Raw genomic sequence first — 18,481 nt, forward strand, 5'->3', positions numbered from 1 at the left:
GCCTCATCCTGGCGGGGAGGTTCAGTCTTCGAAGGGGCGGGCGACGATCTCGCCGGAGGCGGTCTGGAAGACCTCCCACCCCGCGTCGAGCTCAGCGATCGCGCGGCCTTCCAGCCAGGTGAGCGTCCAGTGACCGGTCAGCCCCTTGGCCTCGACCTCGGCGATCGCCGGTCGCAGGGAGGCGGGGACGGAGGCCGGAGCCTCGGACCCCGCCGCCCAGCGCGTGCCCAGCTGCATCAGGACGCCTCGACCGGAGCGAGCTCGATCGCGGTGACCGCGAACGCCTCCGCCTCGGTGAACTCGAGCTCGGCGATGCGGCCGACGGCGCGGAGGTCGTCGGCGGCTGCGCGGAGGGCGTCGAGCTTCGCGGCGGGGGCGGCGATCGCCGCGCGCGAGACCGGAGTCTTCTGCGAGGCCTTCGCCTCGGTCTTCGCGCGGCGGATGCCGATCAACGCTTCACTGGCTGCAGCCAGCACCGCCGGGTCGCCGTCGATGCCGAGCGGCGTCGGCCACGCGGCCGTGTGCACGGAGCCCTCTTCGAACCAGGACCACGATTCCTCTGCCGCGAAGGACAGCACCGGAGCCAGTAGGCGGAGCAGCGTCGACAGGGCCAGACGCAGCGAGAGCGCCGCGGAGGCCTGTCCCACATCGGCCTGGTTGTAGGCGCGCTCCTTCACGAGCTCGAGGTAGTCGTCGCAGAACGTCCAGAAGAAGGCCTCGGTGAGCTCCAGCGCACGAGCGGCGTCGTACCGCTCGAACGCCTTGGTGGCCTCGACGACGACGCTGTCGAGCGCGGTCAGCATCGACGCGTCGAGGGCGTGAGTCACCTGCGCACCCTCGGGCACGGGGAACGACAGCACGAACTTCGCCGCGTTCAGTACCTTGATGGCCAGACGGCGACCGATCTTCACCTGCGTCGGGTTCTGCGGGTCGAACGCCGCGTCCATGCCGAGGCGGCTCGAGGCGGCCCAATAGCGCACCGCGTCGGAGCCGTGGGCCTCGAGCACGTCGGCCGGGGTGACCACGTTGCCCTTCGACTTCGACATCTTCTTGCGGTCGGGGTCGACGATGAATCCGGAGATCGCGGCGTTGCGCCACGGCGTCCTGCCGTCTTCGAGCGTCGAGCGCAGCATCGTCGAGAACAGCCAGGTGCGGATGATGTCCTGACCCTGGGGGCGCAGGTCGAACGGAGCAGTGAGCTGCCAGAGCTCCTCGTCGCGCTGCCAGCCACCCGCGAGCTGCGGGGTGAGGGACGAGGTCGCCCAGGTGTCGAGGATGTCGGCCTCGGCGTCGAAGCCGCCCGCCACGCCGCGCTGGTCCTCGGTGTATCCGGCGGGCACATCGGTGGTCGGGTCGATCGGGAGCGTCGCCGCATCCGGGGTGAGCACGCGGTCGTAGTCGCGCTCGCCGTTCTCGTCCAGGGCGTACCAGAGGGGGATCGGCACACCGAAGAAGCGCTGACGCGACACCAGCCAGTCGCCGGTCAGGCCGCCGACCCAGTTCTCGTAGCGCACACGCATGAACTCGGGGTGCCAGGCGAGCTCCTCGCCGTGGGCGATGAGCTTGTCGCGCAGCTCGCCGTCGCGGGCGCCGTTGCGGATGTACCACTGCCGCGTGGAGACGATCTCGAGCGGACGGTCGCCCTTCTCGAAGAACTTCACCGCGTGGTTGAACGGCTTGCCGACAGCGGTCATGTCGCCCGTCGCCTGCAGCTTCTCCACGATCGCCTTGCGCGCGCTGAAGACGGTCTTGCCCGCGATCTCCTCGCCGTACCAGGTCGCCGCCTCGGGGTTCGAGACGGAGGCGGGGGCATCGGGCAGGAATCGCCCGTCCAGGCCGATCGTGGTCATGTTCGGCAGCGACTCGTTGTCGGTGGTGCGCAGCTCGCGCCACCAGATGATGTCGGTCACATCGCCGAAGGTGCAGACCATGGCAGCGCCGGTGCCCTTGTCGGGCTGGGCGAGGTGGTGCCCGTGGATCTCGATCTCGGCGCCGAAGAAGGGGGTCTTCACCTTGGTGCCGATGAGGTGCTTGTGCGGGCCCTCAGGGTGCGTCACGATCGCGATGCACGCGGGGAGCAGCTCCGGGCGGGTGGTGTCGATCGCAATCGATCCCGAGCCGTCCGCGAAGGGGAACTCGATCGTGTGATAGGCCGCCTGCTGGTCGCGGTCCTCGAGCTCGGCCTGCGCGATGGCGGAGCGGAAGTCGATGTCCCACAGCGTCGGGGCCAGCGCCTGATACGCCTCACCGCGCTCGATGTTGCGCAGGAACGCGAGCTGGCTCTGACGGATGGTGTCGTCGGAGATCGTGCGGTAGGTCTGCGTCCAGTCCACGCTCAGTCCGAGCTGGCGGAACAGTGCTTCGAACTGCTTCTCGTCCTCGATCGTGAGGCGCTCGCAGAGTTCGATGAAGTTGCGGCGGCTGATCGGCTGCTGATCGGCTGCACGGCTGGACTTGTTGTCGCCACCCTCGAACGGGGGTGTGAAGTCGGGCGTGTAGGGGAGCGAGGGGTCGCACCGCACACCGTAGTAGTTCTGCACGCGGCGCTCGGTGGGCAGGCCGTTGTCGTCCCATCCCATCGGGTAGAACACGGTCTTGCCGCGCATGCGCTCGAAGCGCGCCTTCACGTCGGTGTGCGTGTACGAGAACACGTGTCCGATGTGCAGGCTGCCCGATGCCGTGGGAGGAGGGGTGTCGATCGAGTACACGCCGTCACGGCCGGCCTGTGCCGCGCGCAGACGATCGAACAGGTAGGTGCCCTGCTCGGCCCATGCGGCATCCCACTTCGCTTCGAGGCCTTCGAGTACGGGCTTGTCGGGAATCTGGTTCTGCGACGATTCGGAAGCAGGCATGAAGGTCTCCTCGAGCGATGTATGCGGCACTGTGTGAGCGTGCCTGAGTGTGGGTGGTGCCGAACAGTCTACCGAGCATCGCGGGGCCGGCAGGTCGCCGCAGATCGACCCGGTCCAACAATCCGCCGTAGGATGGAGGGATCCCGACCCGCTCGTCCAGAGGAATCGTCATGCCCGCAAAATCAGTGCGTCGTCTCCTGCCCTTCGCGGCGCTCGCCGCTGCCACCGCGCTGGTGCTCAGCGCCTGCGCGGCCCCCGGTTCCGAGGGAGAAGGCGGAGGAGAGCTGGTGTGGTCCATCGAGGGCGCGAACCTCTCGGCCGGGCACATGGACCCGCAGGTGAGCCAGCTCGACGTCTCCGGCATGGTGCAGCGGGCCGTGCTCGACTCGCTGGTTTTCCAGGAGGCGGACGGAACGTTCAGCCCGTGGCTTGCGAAGAGCTGGGAAGTCTCGCCGGACAGCACGGAGTACACCTTCGTGCTCCGGGACGACGTGACCTTCACCGATGGCGAGAAGTTCGACGCCGCCGCGGTCAAGGCGAACTTCGACCGCATCGTCGACCCCGAGACGGCTTCCGCTCAGGCTGCCAGCATGCTCGGCGCCGATTTCTACAAGGGCACGGAGGTCGTCGACGACTACACGGTCACGGTGACCTTCACCCAGCCGTACGCCCCGTTCCTGCAGGCGGCGAGCACGCCGCAGCTGGGCTTCTACTCGCCGGCCGTGCTCGCGAAGTCCGCAGACAAGCTCAAGGCCGGCGGACCCGACATCACCGTGGGCACCGGGCCGTTCGAGCTCACCGAGTACACGCCAGACCAGGAGATCGTCTACACCCGCAACGACGACTACGCGTGGGGTCCGCACGACACCGAGGCTCCGAAGTTCGAGACCCTGCGCGTCGAGATCCAGCCGGAGGCCTCGGTCCGCACCGGTGTCGTCACCAGCGGCGAGGCCGACCTCGCCAGCAACATCCCGCCGAACCTCGCGAAGGACCTCGGCGACGGCGTCACGGTCGACTCGATCGAGTACCCGGGTCTGCCGTACTCGCTGTACCTGAACGAGAAGTACGGGGTGTTCGCCGACGAGAAGGTGCGCCAGGCCTTCGCCCGCGGCATCGACATCGACGCCGCTGTCGAGGAGATCTACTTCGGACAGTTCCCGCGGGCATGGAGCATCCTCGGCTCGACGACTCCGGGCTACGACGCGTCGCTCGAGGGCAGCTGGCCGTTCGATCAGGATGCGGCCGATGCGCTGCTCGACGAGGCCGGATGGACGGATCGCGACACCGACGGCATCCGGATGAAGGACGGCAAGCGACTCTCCGTGCGCTGGATCGCCTGGACGCCGGTTCCCGACGACCGCGCCGCGCTGGCCAACGCCATCCAGTCGGACCTGAAGAGCATCGGCTTCGAGGTTCAGCGTGAGGAGCTCGAGCCCGGCGCCTACAACGAGCAGTACGAGCCGAAGACCTTCGATCTGACCGACTGGGGCTTCTCGGGCGTCGATCCCGATCTGCTGCGCAGTCACCTGCACACCGACGGATTCCAGAACGCCTCGCAGGTGAGCGACCCGCAGATCGATGCCTTGCTCGAGCAGGCCGTCGCCTCCAGCGATCAGGACAAGCGCAACGAGCTGTACACCCAGTTGCAGCAGTGGAATGCCACGTACACGGCCATCGTGCCGCTGTACAGCCCGTCGGCGATCACGGCCGTCGGCGACCGCGTCGAGGGACTCGAGTACGACCTGTACGGTCGGCCGCTGTTCTACGATGTGACCGTCGGCTGAACCGTCGACGGAGCGGAGGGCACGGGTGGTGAAGGCTGCTCTCGCCCGTATCGCCGGTCTGGTCGCATCCGTCGTCATCGTCCTGTGGGGCGCGGCGACCGTCGCCTTCCTCGCGTTCCGGGTGATCCCCGGTGACCCCGTCTCGGTGATGCTGGGGCCCCAGGCGCAGGTGAGTGAGGCCGTCAAGGACGGGATCCGTGCCGACCTGGGGCTGGACCGTCCGCCGTTCGAGCAGTACCTCGGCTTCATCGGCCAGCTCGCTCGGGGAGATCTGGGGGAGTCGTACCAGCTGCGGATGCCGGTGACGGAGGTGATCGGACGTCAGCTCGGAGCGACGGTGCAGCTCTCGGTGCTCGCGCTCGTGATCGCCCTCGTGCTCGCGCTCGCGGTGGCGGTCCTCGTGCGGGGCAGGGCAGCGCGCACGATCGCGGCCGCTGTGGAGCTCGTGGTGCTCTCCTCCCCGGTGTTCTGGATCGGGCTCGTCCTGCTCAGCGTCTTCGCGTTCGGACTGGGCTGGTTCCCGGTGTCGGGAGCCCGCAACCCCGCCACGCTCGTCCTGCCGGCGATCACTCTCGCGCTCCCGGTCGCCGCGCTGCTCAGCCAGGTGCTGCGTGACGGGCTGATGCAGGCGGAGCGCATGCCGTTCGCCGAGACGGTGCGTGCCCGGGGTGCGAGCCCCTCGTGGTTCACCCTGCGGCACGGACTGCGGCACGGCGCTGCATCGGCCGTGACGCTCGCGGCCTACCTGACCGGATCCGTGCTCGGTGGTGCGGTGCTGGTGGAGACCGTGTTCGCGCGTCCGGGCCTGGGCCGCGTGACCCTCGCCGCGATCAGCGACCGCGACCTGCCGGTGATCACCGGGATCATCCTGCTGAGCGCCCTGGTCTTCGTCGCGGTGAACCTCGTGGTCGAACTCGTGCATCCCCTGATCGATCCGCGTATCAGGTCCTCGCGATCCGGAGACATCCGATGAGGCGCGCGCAGCGGGTGCTGCTGTGGGTCGCGATCGTGGTGCTCGCGGTGATCGTGTTCGCGGCGCTCTGGCCCGGCGTGCTCGCCACTCACGATCCGCTGCAGACCGCCGTTCGCTCCGCCCTGCTTCCGCCGAGTGCCGAGCACCTGTTCGGCACCGACCAGAGCGGGCGCGACGTGTACTCGCGAGTCATCTACGGCGCAGGGCGTTCGCTGGGCATCGGACTCCTCGCCACCGGGGTGGCGCTCGTCGTCGGGCTCGTCATCGGCGCGCTCGCCGGAGTCGCACCGAAGGGCATCGATACCACCGTGATGCGGGTGAACGACGTGCTGATGGCCTTCCCCGAGTTCCTCGTCGCGCTGGTCGTGGTCGCGGTCCTGGGTCCGGGGCCGGTGAACATCGCGATCGCGGTGACCCTGGCCGCTGTGCCCGTCTACATCCGGCTGGCGCGCGTGCAGACGCAGACGCTGCGCGTCGCCGAGCACGTCGAGGCGGCCCGCATCCTCGGCGTCCCGCGGGTGCGCGCGTTCACCCGGCACGTGGTGCCCGGCGTCCTCGGCGCACTGAGCGTGCTCGCGACCATCGGCATCGGTTCGAGCATCCTGGCCGCGGCCGGGCTCAGCTTCCTGGGTCTCGGCCCCTCGGAGCCGACACCGGAGTGGGGGCTCATGCTCGCCGGTGGTCGCAACGTGCTGGGACAGGCGTGGTGGATCTCGCTCTTCCCCGGCATCGCGATCACGCTCACCGTGGTGTCGGCGACGGTCGTCGGACGGATCCTGCGGGCGCGCGCAGACGGGAGGGCGGCATGAACGCTGCACTGCAGGTGCGGGGGCTGCGGATCGCCTTCGACGGGAAGCGCGTGGTGGACGACGTCTCCTTCACGGTCGAACGCGGAGAGTGCGTGGCGATCGTCGGGGAGTCCGGCGCGGGAAAGTCGCTCACGGCCCGCGCGCTGCTGGGGTTGACGCCGGCAGAGGCCACCGTCTCCCTGGAGGGCCTCCTCATCGACGGGAGGGATGCCGCCGGGCTCTCCGAACGTGCGTGGCGCGACCTTCGCGGAGCCGGGATCGCGCTCGTCTCCCAGGACGCTCTGGTCTCGCTCGACCCTCTTCGACGAGTCGGGGCGGAGGTCGCCGAGCCGCTGCTGCTGCATCGGATCGTCCGCGGACGTGCGGCGCTGGCGGGGCGGGTGCAGGAGCTCCTGGCGCGGGTATGGATGCCCGACCCCGAACGTCGCTCCCGACAGCACCCGCACGAGCTCTCCGGAGGCCTCCGACAGCGGGCGCTCATCGCCTCCGCGCTCGCCGCGGGCCCCGCCGTGCTGATCGCGGACGAGCCGACGACCGCACTCGATGCCACCGTGCAGGCCCGGATCCTCGGACTGCTGCGCGAGATCACCGATGCAGGTACCGCGCTCGTCTTCATCAGTCATGACTTCGCCGCGGTTCGCCGGATCGCCGACCGAGTCCTCGTGATGAAGGATGGCATCGTGGTCGAATCCGGCACGGTCTCCGAGGTGCTCGAGAACCCCCGGCACGAGTACACGAAGCAGCTCATCGCCGCGACGATGCACGAGCCCAGAGCTGCGGCCCCCACGGAGTCCTCGCCGGCGCTGATCGCCCGCGGCCTCTCGCGCAGCTTCGCCACGGTGCCCGCCGTCATCGACGCGACGTTCACGGTGAAGGACGGACAGACACTCGGCATCGTGGGGGAGTCCGGGTCGGGCAAGACGACACTCGCGCGCATGATCGTCGGGGTCGACACGCCGGACACCGGCACCCTGCGGTGGATGGCGGAGCGACGGGTGCAACTCGTGCACCAGAACCCCCTCGGCGCCTTCGATCCACGGTGGACGATCGGCCGATCGCTGCGGGAGGGACTGGAGGCGGGCGGCGTGCCTCGCGCGCGACGTGTCGCCCGCGTCGGGGAGCTCCTCGCCGAGGTCGGTCTTTCGCCGGAGATCGCCGACAGGCGTCCGAGCGCCCTCTCCGGCGGTCAGCGACAGCGGGCTGCGATCGCCCGCGCGCTCGCCGCCGACCCGGAGGTGCTGGTGCTGGACGAACCCGTCTCGGCGCTCGACCCCTCGGTGCGGGAGCGGGTGCTGCGGTTGCTCGGCCGGTTGCAGCAGGAGCGGCAGCTGACGATGATCCTCGTCTCCCACGATCTCGACGTGGTCGGCGCGGTCGCCGATGAGGTGCTCGTGATGCAGGACGGACGGATCGTCGAGCAGGGGGCGACCGTCGACGTGTTCGCCTCGCCCCAGCATCCGTTCACGCGGGAACTGCTCGACGCGAGTGGCCCCGCCGGCTTCTGATCTGCCGTCAGTCCTTGATCTGCCGTCAGTCCTTGATCTGGATGCCGATGCCCGCCGCCAGCGCCGGGGCGAGCTGCTGCACCTGGAACGAGGTGAGGGTGGCCCCGCGGAGGCTGTGAGCGTCGAGATAGGCGACGGCGTCGAGCCCACGCAGATCCACGTCTTTCGCACGCATGCCCCGTGGGTCGACCTCGTCGCTCGATGTGGCTGTGAAGCGCACACGGGAGAGCTCGGCCTGCGGCATGTCGATGGTGCGGATGCTGCACCCCGAGATCTCGAGATCGGTGACCTTGGCCGCCCCCAGATTCAGATAGTCGATGCGCATATCCCGCAGATCGAGCTCCGAGATGAGCGCCTCGCTGAGGTCGAGAGTGCCGATACGCCCGCCGCTGATCCGCACCCGCCGCACACCGGCATCGCGCATGCGGAGCGAGGCGATGCGCACACCGGACATGTCGACGTCGACGACCGACGCGCCGGTGAGGTCGATGGCGTCGGCGTCGGCGCTCAGGATGCACTGCTCGAGCGTCGAGTAGGCGAGATCGACGGTGCCGTTCAGGTCGAGCCGGGCGGCGATGAGGTCGGCGCTGCGCGCGGGAAGGGCGGGCTCGAGCACGGGCGGCAGGTCGGGAGCGGTGATGCGGGGAGGGGCGGGGGACTCGGGGGTGCGGGCCATGCTTCGAGCGTAGGGTGCGCCGGCGACATCGCTCCCGGCGCGCGGGAGGCCGGGGCGAGGAGAGCAGAGGCGTGTCCTGAGGGTGTGCGCACGCGTACACTGGACACACGAGCATCGATCCGGCCATCACCGGGGAGCTCTCGGAAGAACGGCGTCGCCCTCGGGAAGCGCTCAGTAGAACCGAGCGGGGCAGGCCCGTCACAGCCGCAGTGAGAGTGGTCGCGTCGTAAGGCGTGGCACGCGAGGTGGTACCGCGGTCCGCGAGGATCGTCCTCGCAGGAGCATCCGCCACGACGACCACTGCGAGACACGATGACCTACCCCCGTTCCTCCTTCGGCCCCGCCGCCGATTCCGTCGCGCCCAGCCCCCGCTTCCCGCAGATCGAGGAGGAGGTGCTCGCGTTCTGGAAGACGGACGACACCTTCCGCGCCTCGATCGCGCAGCGTGAGGGCTCACCCGAATGGGTGTTCTACGACGGGCCTCCGTTCGCGAACGGCCTGCCGCACTACGGCCACCTGCTCACCGGGTACGCGAAGGACGTGTTCCCGCGCTTCCAGACCATGACCGGCCACAAGGTCGATCGTGTCTTCGGGTGGGACACGCACGGGCTGCCGGCCGAGCTCGAGGCCATGAAGCAGCTCGGGATCACCGAGAAGGCCGAGATCGAGGAGATGGGCATCGACGTCTTCAACGCGAAGGCGAAGAGCTCGGTCCTGACCTACACGCACGAGTGGCAGGACTACGTCACCCGTCAGGCGCGCTGGGTCGACTTCGAGCGCGGGTACAAGACGCTCGACCTCGGCTACATGGAGAGCGTGCTGTGGGCGTTCAAGACCCTCTACGACAAGGGCCTCGCCTACGAGGGGTACCGCGTGCTGCCGTACTGCTGGCGCGATGAGACTCCGCTCAGCGCCCACGAGCTGCGTATGGACGACGACGTCTACCAGATGCGTCAGGACCCGTCCGTCACGGTCACCTTCCCGCTGACGGGAGCCAAGGCGGAAGCGCTCGGTCTCACCGGCGTCCGCGCCCTCGCCTGGACGACCACGCCCTGGACCCTGCCGACCAACCTCGCGCTCGCCGTGGGCCCGGAGATCGAGTACGTCGTGCTCCCCGCCGGTCCGAATGGTGCGGCCGACGTGCACCAGGCCGCAGGGACGACGGATGCCGCGATCGAGTCCTCCGCGCACCGCTACCTGCTCGCCCGTCAGCTCGTCGGCGGATACGCCAAGGACCTCGGCTACGAGAGCACCGAAGAGGCCCTCGCGGCCGTCGACGCCACGGTCCGCGGCGCCGAGCTGCAGGATGTGACGTACGACCGGCTGTTCGACTACTACGCCGACACCGAGACCTACGGGACCGAGAACGCCTGGCGCATCCTGGTCGACGACTACGTCACCGTCAGCGACGGCACCGGCATCGTCCACCAGGCCCCGGCCTACGGTGAGGACGACCAGCGGGTCGCCGGCGCCGCCGGGATCCCCACGATCCTGTCCCTCGACGACGGCGGGCGCTTCCTCCCGAACGTCACCGATGTGGCGGGCGAGCTGTGGATGGAGGCGAACACGCCGCTCGTGCGCCTGATCCGCGACAACGGTCGTCTGATCCGCCTGCAGAGCTACGAGCACTCCTACCCGCACTGCTGGCGCTGCCGGAACCCCCTGATCTACAAGGCCGTCTCGAGCTGGTTCATCCGCGTGACGGACATCAAGGACGACCTGCTCGCGAACAACGAGCAGATCACGTGGGTGCCGGAGAACGTCAAGCACGGGCAGTTCGGCAAGTGGCTCGAGGGCGCGCGCGACTGGTCGATCAGCCGCAACCGCTACTGGGGTTCGCCGATTCCGATCTGGAAGAGCGACGACCCGGAGTACCCGCGTGTCGACGCCTACGGCTCGCTGGAGGAGCTCGAGCGCGACTTCGGCACGCTGCCGCGCAACCCCGAGGGCGAGATCGACCTGCACCGGCCGTACATCGACGACCTCACGCGCCCGAACCCCGACGACCCCACCGGCAAGAGCACGATGCGCCGCATCGAAGACGTCTTCGACGTGTGGTTCGACTCGGGCTCGATGCCCTATGCGCAGGTGCACTACCCGTTCGAGAACCAGGAGTGGTTCGACTCGCACTCGCCGGCCGACTTCATCGTCGAGTACATCGGGCAGACCCGCGGATGGTTCTACGTCATGCACGTGCTGTCGACCGCGCTGTTCGATCGCCCCGCGTTCACGGGTGTCAGCTGCCACGGCATCGTGCTCGGCAGCGACGGCTACAAGATGTCGAAGTCGCTGCGCAACTACCCCGACGTGTCTGAGGTGCTCGACCGCGACGGCTCCGACGCGATGCGCTGGTTCCTGATGTCGAGCTCGGTGCTGCGCGGAGGCAACCTCGCCGTCACCGAGGAGGGCATCCGCTCGGGCGTCCGCGAATTCCTGCTGCCGCTGTGGAACTCGTGGTACTTCTTCGCGACCTACGCCAATGCATCCGGCGCCGACGGATACGAGGCCTCCTGGCGCACCGACTCCACCGATGTGCTCGACCGCTACATCCTGGCGCGTCTGGGCGACCTCGTCCGCGAGGTGCGCGCCGACCTCGAGGGCCTCGACTCCACCACCGCGTCCGCGCGTCTGCGTGACTTCGCCGAGGTGCTCACCAACTGGTACATCCGGCGCTCGCGCGACCGCTTCTGGACCGGCGTGACGGAAGACCCGAAGAGCCGCGAGGCCTTCGACACGCTCTACACCGTGCTCGAGACGCTCACCCGTGTCGCGGCGCCTCTCGTACCGCTCGTCAGCGAGCGCGTGTGGCAGGGCCTCACCGGCGGACGCAGCGTGCACCTGACCGACTGGCCCGACGCGGCGCAGTTCCCGGCGGCGGACGAGATCCGCGACGCGATGGACGCAGTACGCGAGCTGTCGAGCGTCGGCAATGCTCTGCGCAAGAAGGAGAAGCTGCGTGTGCGCCTCCCGCTCGCCCGCTTCACCGTGGTCTCGCCGCTGGCGGCGTCGCTCGGCCAGTTCGAGGACATCCTCCGCGAGGAGCTGAACGTGAAGTCGGTGGAGCTCGTCCCGCTCGCCGATGACACGGCGACGGAGTACGGCATCGCCCACCGCCTCAGCGTCAACGCCCGCGCGGCGGGGCCGCGTCTGGGCAAGGACGTGCAGAAGGCCATCCAGGCTGCGCGTTCGGGAGACTGGAGCGAGGTCTCCGGCGTCGTGACCGCGGGCGGCATCGTGCTCGAACCCTCGGAGTACGAGCTCGTGCTCGAGACCACGGGCCGCCCGGAGGGAGAGGCTCTCGCCATCGTCCCCACCGGCGGCTTCGTGCTGCTCGACACGACGACGACCCCGGAGCTGGAAGCCGAGGGGCTCGCCCGGGATGTGATCCGCGCCGTGCAGGAGACCCGCAAGAACGCCGACTTCGACGTCAGCGATCGCATCCAGCTGGTGCTCCGGTTCCAGGACGACGTGGACACCACAGCTGTCGTCTCCGCCTTCGACCTCGCCGGGATCGCGGCGGAGACCCTGGCCGAGGAGTACTTCGTGATCGACGCGCAGGGCGACTCGATCTTCGGACACGGGACGGTGCTCGCCGCCGCCGCGGCAGTGACGCCCGAGTTCTCCGCCGTCATCCCCGCCGGCACGTATGCGAACGCCGGTGACTTCACGATCGCCGTCACCAGGATGGGAGCAGCAGCATGAGCGCCGCCGACCGGGCCGATGCCGTCTACGAAGCCCTTCTGAGCCGCGCGGGAGAGCGCTGGGTGCAGCCCCGCAAGGAGCGCACCGCCCGCATCCTCGCCTTCCTCGACGACCCGCAGCGCACCTACCGCGTTGTGCACATCACGGGCACGAACGGCAAGACGTCGACCGCGCGGATGATCGAGAGCCTGTTGCGGGCGCACGATCTGCGCACCGGACTGTTCACGAGTCCCCACCTGGAGCGCTTCACCGAGCGCATCATGATCGACGGCGAGCCGATCGCCGACGAGGCGGTGGCGGACGCGTGGGACGAGATCGAGCCGTTCGTCGACATCGTCGACGCCGAGCTCGAGGCAGCCGGCGACGCTCCGCTGACGTTCTTCGAGCTGCTGACCGTGCTGGCGTTCGTCGCAGTGGCCGACGCGCCGATCGACGTGCTGGTGCTCGAGGTCGGCATGGGCGGCGAGTGGGATTCCACGAACACGGCCGATGGTGACGTGGCGGTGTTCGCCCCGATCGACATCGACCACGCCGACCGTCTCGGCAGCACGATCGCCGAGATCGCCGAGGTCAAGGCCGGCATCATCAAGGAGGGCGCGGCGGTGGTGTCGGCCCAGCAGCCCGCCGAGGCGGCCGAGGTGCTGCGTCGGGTGGCGGCGGAGCGCAACGCGACCATCGCCTTCGAGGGCGAGGAGTTCGGTCTCACCGAGCAGAAGCTCGCGGTCGGTGGGCAGCTGCTCACGATCCGCGGTCTGGCGGGGGAGTACGCCGAGGAGTACCTCCCGCTCTACGGCGCGCACCAGGGGCACAACGCCGCTCTCGCCGTCGCCGCCGTGGAGTCGCTCATCGGCGGGGCCACCCAGCGCATCGCCGCGGACATCGTCACGGCAGGCCTGCAGGAGAGCACCTCGCCCGGAAGGCTGCAGCTGCTCGGCATCGCCCCGACCGTGATCGTCGACGCCGCGCACAACCCGCACGGCGCCAAGGCGCTCGCTCAGGCGCTGGACGACAGCTTCGACTTCGACGAGTGGGGTCTGGTACTCGGTGTGCTCGCCGACAAGGACGCCGCCGGTATCGTCGCTGAGCTGGCTCCCACCGCGGCGCACGTGTTCGCCACCGCTCCGGATTCCGACCGCGCGAGCGACGCGGACGCGATCGCCGACCTCGTCGAGCAGAACGGACAGCGCGCGACCGTGCACCACTCGCTCGCCGATGCCGCCGACGCCGCGCGTGAGTGGGCCGCATCCTCCGACCGGCGCGCGGTGATCATCGCGGGGTCGGTCGTGCTCGCCGGTGAGGCGATCGCGCTGGCGCAGGACGAGGATTGGAAGGCGGGGTGGCGCGCATGAGCGCCGAGGCGACACCTGCTCGCCGGCCACGTCCGCCGCGCACCCTCGTGCAGAAGCTCGCACCGGTCGTGCTGGGATTCGAGGCCATCGTGGTCTTCCTCGTCGGCCTCACGATCTTCGGGCTGCGCCAGCTTCCCGAGGGGGTCGAGCAGTGGTGGGCGATCGTCGCTGGCGCCGTGCTCGCGCTCGCCTGCATCGTGATCGCCGGTATGATCACGAAGCCCTGGGCGCTCACCGCAGGATGGGTCATCCAGGCCGTCGTCGCCCTGTCGGCGTTCTTCGTCCCGTCGATCCTGCTCGTCGTCCTGATTTTCGGCGGCATGTGGGCGTATGCGACCATCGGAGGGGCCCGATTGGACGCACGACGCCCCGCCGAGCCCACGACCGAGACTCAGACAGAGAGTGAATGACATGGCCACCGAAGAAACCCTCGTCCTCGTCAAGCCCGATGGTGTCGCTCGCGGCCTCACCGGCGCGATCCTCGCCCGCATCGAGGCGAAGGGCTACGCCCTCGTCGACATCCGCCTGGTCGAGCCCGACCGCGACCTGCTCGCCGAGCACTACGCAGAGCACGAGGGCAAGCCGTTCTACGAGCCGCTGCTCGAGTTCATGCTCTCCGGCCCCTCGGTCGCCATCCGTCTCGCGGGCAACCGCGTGATCGAGGGCTTCCGCTCGCTCGCGGGCACCACCGACCCGACGACCGCGGCCCCCGGCACGATCCGTGGCGACTTCGGTCGCGACTGGGGACTCAAGGTGCAGCAGAACCTCGTGCACGGCTCGGACAGCCCCGAGTCGGCAGCTCGCGAGCTCGGCATCTGGTTCGACTGAGCGCCCGTCACGCCGAAGAAGCCCGCCCGTCGATCCGAGGATCGGCGGGCGGGCTTCTTCTGTATCCGTGCGGTATCAGCCGAGGGTCAGAAGACCATGCCGATGACCTCTCCGAGGAGGTCGAGGCCGCGCAGCTGCGCGAGCAGGATGACCACGGCGTAGGCGAGGATCGTCGCAAGGGGGACCCAGACCATCAGCCGGTTCGCCCGGTCCTTCAGCTTCTCGTTGCTCGTGAACGTGCCGTTGCGGGTCAGATGCAGCATCGTCGCGAAGAAGGTGGGGATGGTGACCGACCAGGTCAGCATGCACCAGGGGCAGAGCACGCCGAGGTTGGGCGCGTAGATGCTCTGCCAGATCAGCCAGCACACGAGGCCGAAGGCGAAGGTGACGCCCGCACCGAAAGTCATCCAGAACCATCGCGGGAAGCGCGAGCCTGCGAGCAGTGCGACGCCGATGAACAGGGGAGCCATCCAACCGGCGATGCCGAGCAGGGGGTTGGGGAAGCCGAACACCTCGCCCTGCCACGAGTCGAGATTCTTGCCGCACTGGATCATGACGCTGACGTTGCAGCTCAGCACGGCGTCCGGATTCGCCGCCAGCACGAACTTCTCGATCGTGAGCTGGAAGGCGGCGAACCAGCCCACCACACTCGCGATGATCAGCCAGACGGCATAGATGACGGGGCGGGTGCGCTGCTCGCTCATACTGGGGATTATCCCAGCGACTGCTATGGATGCGGCGAGAACAGGCCGGAGAAAACTCGCTGCGCGTGATGGGATGCCGCGAACGGAGCCACTTGGTGCGATAATGGCCTGTGATGCGATGAACGGCGTTGCCGCGACACGCATCGAGCAGACTTCGGGGTCCAATGCCCCACGCGATCAGAGCCATGAGCCGGTCGCAAACCGAGTGAGTTCGCGGAACCCGCGGGTACCGCATGAGATTTCACAGGACACCGAGTGTCCCGTGCAGGGAGTAAGCCAGAGATGGCCGATGACAACAATGACAACAACGCCCCTACCCTCGACTTCCCGGCTGACGCCGCGGGAGAGCTGACGGAGCCCACTGCTCCCGAGGCGGACGACCTCACAGGGTCGTCGGACGAGGGCGATGAGCTCTCCGAAGCGGCAGAGGTGGCAGAGGACGCCGCCGCCGATGACGTCGCCGCCGGCTATGCCGCTGCGGATGACGCCGCGGCCGCTGCCGACGACGCTGCTGCTGCCGCCGAGTCGGTCGCGGATGCACAGGCGGAAGCAGAAGCTGACGCGGAAGCCGCTGCAGGAGCGAGCGCTGAGGCAGAGGAGACCACCGAGACGGTGAGCACCGACACCGAGACGCTGCCGGCTGCCTCTTCAGAGGCAGACGCAGAGCCCGTCGCCGAGCCGGTCGTCGAGGAGACCACCGCCTCGGAGACCACCGCCTCGGAGACGGCCGTCGAGGAGGCTCCGGTGACCGCCGTGTCGCTCGGCCTGCTTCCCGAGGTGTTCGTCTCCCAGGTCTCCACGCAGCTGCACTTCTACGCGCCGGAGGTCGTCCCTCTTCCCGCACGCCCGGGTCGCGAGCGCATCTTCGACCGCATCGCCGAGCGCGAGCAGCCCCTGGAAGACGCGGCGGGTCGTGGTCGTGGCCGTCGTCGCCGCGGTGGCTCCGAGGGCGAGGATCAGCGTGAAGAGCCGCGTCAGCGTCAGCGCGTCGTGGAGTACATCACCGAGCCGAAGGCGATCAAGGGGTCGACGCGTCTCGAGGCGAAGAAGCAGCGTCGCCGCGACGGCCGCGACGCCGGACGCCGTCGCCCCGTCGTGACCGAAGCAGAGTTCCTCGCGCGCCGTGAGTCGGTCGACCGCAAGATGGTCGTCCGGTCGAAGAACGGCCGTACCCAGATCGGCGTCCTCGAGGACGGCGTGCTCGTCGAGCACTATGTCGCCCGCAACCAGGACGCGTCGCTCATCGGGAACGTCTACCTGGGCCGCGTCCAGAACGTCCTCCCCAGCATGGAGGCCGCCTTCGTCGACATCGGTCGCGGGCGCAACGCCGTGCTGTACTCCGGCGAGGTCGACTGGGACGGTGTCGAGACCGGCAACCAGCCGCGTCGCATCGAGCTGGCGCTCAAGCCCGGCGACCGCGTTCTCGTGCAGGTGACGAAGGACCCGGTCGGGCACAAGGGCGCGCGTCTCACGAGCCAGATCTCGCTCCCCGGCCGCTACCTGGTCTACGTGCCGGGCGGGTCGATGAACGGCATCAGCCGCAAGCTCCCCGACAACGAGCGTGCGCGCCTCAAGCGCATCCTCAAGGAGGTGCTGCCGGAGTCCTCCGGCGTGATCGTCCGCACTGCGGCCGAGGGTGCCACCGAAGACCAGCTGACCCGTGACGTACAGCGACTCACCTCGCAGTGGGAGCACATCCAGAAGCAGGTCGAGAACCAGCAGGCGCCCGCGCTCCTGCACGCTGAGCCCGACCTTCTCGTGAAGATCGTCCGCGACGTCTTCAACGAGGACTTCACGAAGATGCTGATCCAGGGCGAAGATGCGCAGCAGACCATCCGTGCGTACCTGGAGAGCGTCGCCCCCGACCTGCTGGAGCGCGTCGAGGCCTACGAGGACGAGACCGACCCCTTCGATGCTTTCCGCATCACGGAGCAGATCGAGAAGGCGCTCGACCGCAAGGTGTGGCTGCCCTCCGGCGGCTCGCTCGTGATCGACCGCACCGAGGCCATGACGGTCGTCGACGTCAACACCGGCAAGTTCGTCGGCTCCGGCGGAAACCTCGAGGAGACGGTCACCAAGAACAACCTCGAGGCTGCGGAGGAGATCGTCCGCCAGCTGCGTCTGCGTGACATCGGCGGCATCATCGTCGTCGACTTCATCGACATGGTGCTCGAATCCAACCGCGACCTCGTGCTGCGTCGACTGATCGAATGCCTGAGCCGCGACCGCACGAAGCACCAGGTCGCCGAGGTCACCTCACTCGGCCTCGTGCAGATGACGAGAAAGAAGCTCGGCCTCGGCCTGCTGGAGACGTTCAGCGAGGCGTGCGAGGTGTGTGCCGGTCGTGGCGTGATCGTGCACCACGACCCGGTCGTGAAGCACCGCTCCAGCAACAGCAATGGGGGCGGCAACAGCAACGGCAACGGGCAGAGCGGTCGTCGCCAGCGCGGCAACGGCGGCAACGGCAACGGCAACGGCAACGGGCAGAGCCAGAGCGCTCCTGCGGCGCCGGCCGTCACTCACAGCATCACAGAGGGCGCCAAGTCGGCTCTCGCGCAGATCGCGGCCTCGACCATCGCTCCGACGGCCGAGGGGGCGGCGCACGAAGCCGAGACGGTCGACGTCGCGGCGGAGGCGCCCGCAACTGCCGAGCGTCCGAAGAAGGCCCGCAAGAAGCGCGGCGGCGACCGCAAGGGCCCGAAGACTCCCGCTGAGCAGCTGCTCGACTCGGTTCTCGACGCCCTTCCGGAGCCGAAGGCACCCGGTCAGGGGCGAGGGCGTCGTCGGGTGAGCACGGCAGCGCTCACCGGCACTCCCGTCTCGGTGAACAACGAACCGTCAGCGCCGGTCGCGGCTGCGGACTCGGAGTCCTGAGGCGATCAGGCGACGCACCAACTCTTTGCCTTTCACATGCTGGGCGCCGGCGGCGACGAGCCGGGGGATGATCTCCTCCGGCACGTCGTAGTGGTCGAGGTCGAACGCGCGCGGAGCGATGCCGTTCGCCCGCGCGAACGCGTGCAGCTCATCGAGGCTCTCGTCGCTGACCAGGTGTGCCCACAGGCGTCCGTGGGCGGGCCAGAGCGGGTCGTCGACGAGTACGGTCACCTCGTCAGCCTACGTCCGCAGCGATGGGGTGGGGCTCGAGCGTGCGCCCAGACAGATCGGAGGCGGCCCGCTTTGCGACACAGACCCGCATCCGGTAAAGTAGTCCCTTGGTGCGTATGCCGCGTCGTCCTCGTCGGCCGAAGCGGAGAGTCTTGCGTTCGCACCCGCCGTTCTGCGGTGCATGCAAGCAACAG

General features: G+C 68.9%; 14 protein-coding genes. 9 read left to right on the forward strand and 5 right to left on the reverse strand.

Features of this window, described 5'->3' with window-relative positions; all coding sequences use genetic code 11:
- Positions 1-21: 21 nt before the first annotated feature.
- Together ASC55_RS00855 and valS are read right to left on the reverse strand one after the other, a co-directional pair.
- Positions 22-237 carry a hypothetical protein gene (locus ASC55_RS00855; protein WP_055867525.1) on the reverse strand — a complete coding sequence of 72 codons (216 nt, stop codon included), beginning with the start codon at positions 235-237 and terminating at the stop codon, positions 22-24.
- Entirely contained in the window at positions 237-2,852 is a 2,616-nt protein-coding gene (valS, locus tag ASC55_RS00860) for a valine--tRNA ligase (RefSeq protein ID WP_055872372.1), read from the reverse strand. The genes ASC55_RS00855 and valS overlap by 1 nt, the downstream gene beginning before the upstream one ends.
- 170 nt (positions 2,853-3,022) lie before the next feature.
- On the opposite strand from valS, the gene ASC55_RS00865 reads away from it, so the two are divergent.
- Genes ASC55_RS00865 through ASC55_RS00880 form a run of 4 tightly spaced genes read left to right on the forward strand, consistent with a single transcriptional unit; the run spans position 3,023 to position 7,923 of the window.
- Positions 3,023-4,636 carry an ABC transporter substrate-binding protein gene (locus ASC55_RS00865; protein WP_055872373.1) on the forward strand — a complete coding sequence of 538 codons (1,614 nt, stop codon included), beginning with the start codon at positions 3,023-3,025 and terminating at the stop codon, positions 4,634-4,636.
- 25 nt (positions 4,637-4,661) lie between these two features.
- A complete protein-coding gene (locus tag ASC55_RS00870; RefSeq protein ID WP_055872374.1) occupies positions 4,662-5,609 on the forward strand; it encodes an ABC transporter permease in 948 nt (315 codons plus the stop codon).
- Complete coding sequence (locus ASC55_RS00875; protein WP_055867542.1) at positions 5,606-6,418, forward strand: ABC transporter permease; 813 nt, start codon at positions 5,606-5,608, stop codon at positions 6,416-6,418. The genes ASC55_RS00870 and ASC55_RS00875 overlap by 4 nt, the downstream gene beginning before the upstream one ends.
- Positions 6,415-7,923 (forward strand): dipeptide ABC transporter ATP-binding protein, encoded by a 1,509-nt coding sequence (locus ASC55_RS00880; protein ID WP_055872375.1) that lies wholly within the window; start codon positions 6,415-6,417, stop codon positions 7,921-7,923. Before ASC55_RS00875 ends, ASC55_RS00880 begins: the two co-directional genes overlap by 4 nt.
- Before the next feature lie 25 nt (positions 7,924-7,948).
- On the opposite strand, the gene ASC55_RS00885 is transcribed toward ASC55_RS00880, so the two are convergent.
- Positions 7,949-8,599, reverse strand: a complete 651-nt coding sequence (locus ASC55_RS00885; protein WP_055872376.1) for a pentapeptide repeat-containing protein — start codon at positions 8,597-8,599, stop codon at positions 7,949-7,951.
- Positions 8,600-8,911: 312 nt separating this feature from the next.
- Here ASC55_RS00885 and ileS point away from each other — a divergent pair, with 312 nt between their 5' ends.
- From ileS to ndk, 4 genes are read left to right on the forward strand one after another with little or no spacing between them, the layout of a single operon-like run.
- Positions 8,912-12,301, forward strand: a complete 3,390-nt coding sequence (gene ileS / locus ASC55_RS00890; RefSeq protein WP_055872377.1) for an isoleucine--tRNA ligase — start codon at positions 8,912-8,914, stop codon at positions 12,299-12,301.
- Positions 12,298-13,650, forward strand: coding sequence for a bifunctional folylpolyglutamate synthase/dihydrofolate synthase (locus ASC55_RS00895; RefSeq protein ID WP_055867556.1), 1,353 nt, complete (start codon positions 12,298-12,300; stop codon positions 13,648-13,650). Before ileS ends, ASC55_RS00895 begins: the two co-directional genes overlap by 4 nt.
- A complete protein-coding gene (locus ASC55_RS00900) occupies positions 13,647-14,060 on the forward strand; it encodes a DUF4233 domain-containing protein (RefSeq protein ID WP_235562543.1) in 414 nt (137 codons plus the stop codon). Before ASC55_RS00895 ends, ASC55_RS00900 begins: the two co-directional genes overlap by 4 nt.
- 1 nt (position 14,061) lies before the next feature.
- Positions 14,062-14,478, forward strand: coding sequence for a nucleoside-diphosphate kinase (gene ndk, locus ASC55_RS00905; protein ID WP_017830321.1), 417 nt, complete (start codon positions 14,062-14,064; stop codon positions 14,476-14,478).
- Positions 14,479-14,564: 86 nt separating this feature from the next.
- On the opposite strand, the gene ASC55_RS00910 is transcribed toward ndk, so the two are convergent.
- Positions 14,565-15,182 (reverse strand): vitamin K epoxide reductase family protein, encoded by a 618-nt coding sequence (locus ASC55_RS00910; RefSeq protein ID WP_017830322.1) that lies wholly within the window; start codon positions 15,180-15,182, stop codon positions 14,565-14,567.
- A gap of 282 nt (positions 15,183-15,464) precedes the next feature.
- Here ASC55_RS00910 and ASC55_RS00915 point away from each other — a divergent pair, with 282 nt between their 5' ends.
- Positions 15,465-18,056, forward strand: a complete 2,592-nt coding sequence (locus ASC55_RS00915; RefSeq protein ID WP_055872378.1) for an Rne/Rng family ribonuclease — start codon at positions 15,465-15,467, stop codon at positions 18,054-18,056.
- Here the strand turns inward: ASC55_RS00915 and ASC55_RS00920 are convergent.
- Entirely contained in the window at positions 18,021-18,287 is a 267-nt protein-coding gene (locus ASC55_RS00920; RefSeq protein WP_055867569.1) for a DUF4031 domain-containing protein, read from the reverse strand. The two genes, ASC55_RS00915 and ASC55_RS00920, sit on opposite strands and share 36 nt — an antisense overlap.
- Positions 18,288-18,481: the final 194 nt, after the last annotated feature.

The sequence above is a fragment of the Microbacterium sp. Root322 genome (assembly GCF_001425645.1).
In the GTDB taxonomy this organism is placed as follows: Bacteria; Actinomycetota; Actinomycetes; order Actinomycetales; family Microbacteriaceae; genus Microbacterium; species Microbacterium maritypicum.

Coding starts and splice junctions, on each gene's coding strand:
- ASC55_RS00855 (WP_055867525.1), bottom strand. CDS start 237: ATGCAGCTGGGCACGCGCTGGGCGGCGGGGTCCGAGGCTCCGGCCTCC.
- valS (WP_055872372.1), bottom strand. CDS start 2,852: ATGCCTGCTTCCGAATCGTCGCAGAACCAGATTCCCGACAAGCCCGTA.
- ASC55_RS00865 (WP_055872373.1), top strand. CDS start 3,023: ATGCCCGCAAAATCAGTGCGTCGTCTCCTGCCCTTCGCGGCGCTCGCC.
- ASC55_RS00875 (WP_055867542.1), top strand. CDS start 5,606: ATGAGGCGCGCGCAGCGGGTGCTGCTGTGGGTCGCGATCGTGGTGCTC.
- ASC55_RS00880 (WP_055872375.1), top strand. CDS start 6,415: ATGAACGCTGCACTGCAGGTGCGGGGGCTGCGGATCGCCTTCGACGGG.
- ASC55_RS00885 (WP_055872376.1), bottom strand. CDS start 8,599: ATGGCCCGCACCCCCGAGTCCCCCGCCCCTCCCCGCATCACCGCTCCC.
- ileS (WP_055872377.1), top strand. CDS start 8,912: ATGACCTACCCCCGTTCCTCCTTCGGCCCCGCCGCCGATTCCGTCGCG.
- ASC55_RS00895 (WP_055867556.1), top strand. CDS start 12,298: ATGAGCGCCGCCGACCGGGCCGATGCCGTCTACGAAGCCCTTCTGAGC.
- ASC55_RS00900 (WP_235562543.1), top strand. CDS start 13,647: ATGAGCGCCGAGGCGACACCTGCTCGCCGGCCACGTCCGCCGCGCACC.
- ndk (WP_017830321.1), top strand. CDS start 14,062: ATGGCCACCGAAGAAACCCTCGTCCTCGTCAAGCCCGATGGTGTCGCT.
- ASC55_RS00910 (WP_017830322.1), bottom strand. CDS start 15,182: ATGAGCGAGCAGCGCACCCGCCCCGTCATCTATGCCGTCTGGCTGATC.
- ASC55_RS00915 (WP_055872378.1), top strand. CDS start 15,465: ATGGCCGATGACAACAATGACAACAACGCCCCTACCCTCGACTTCCCG.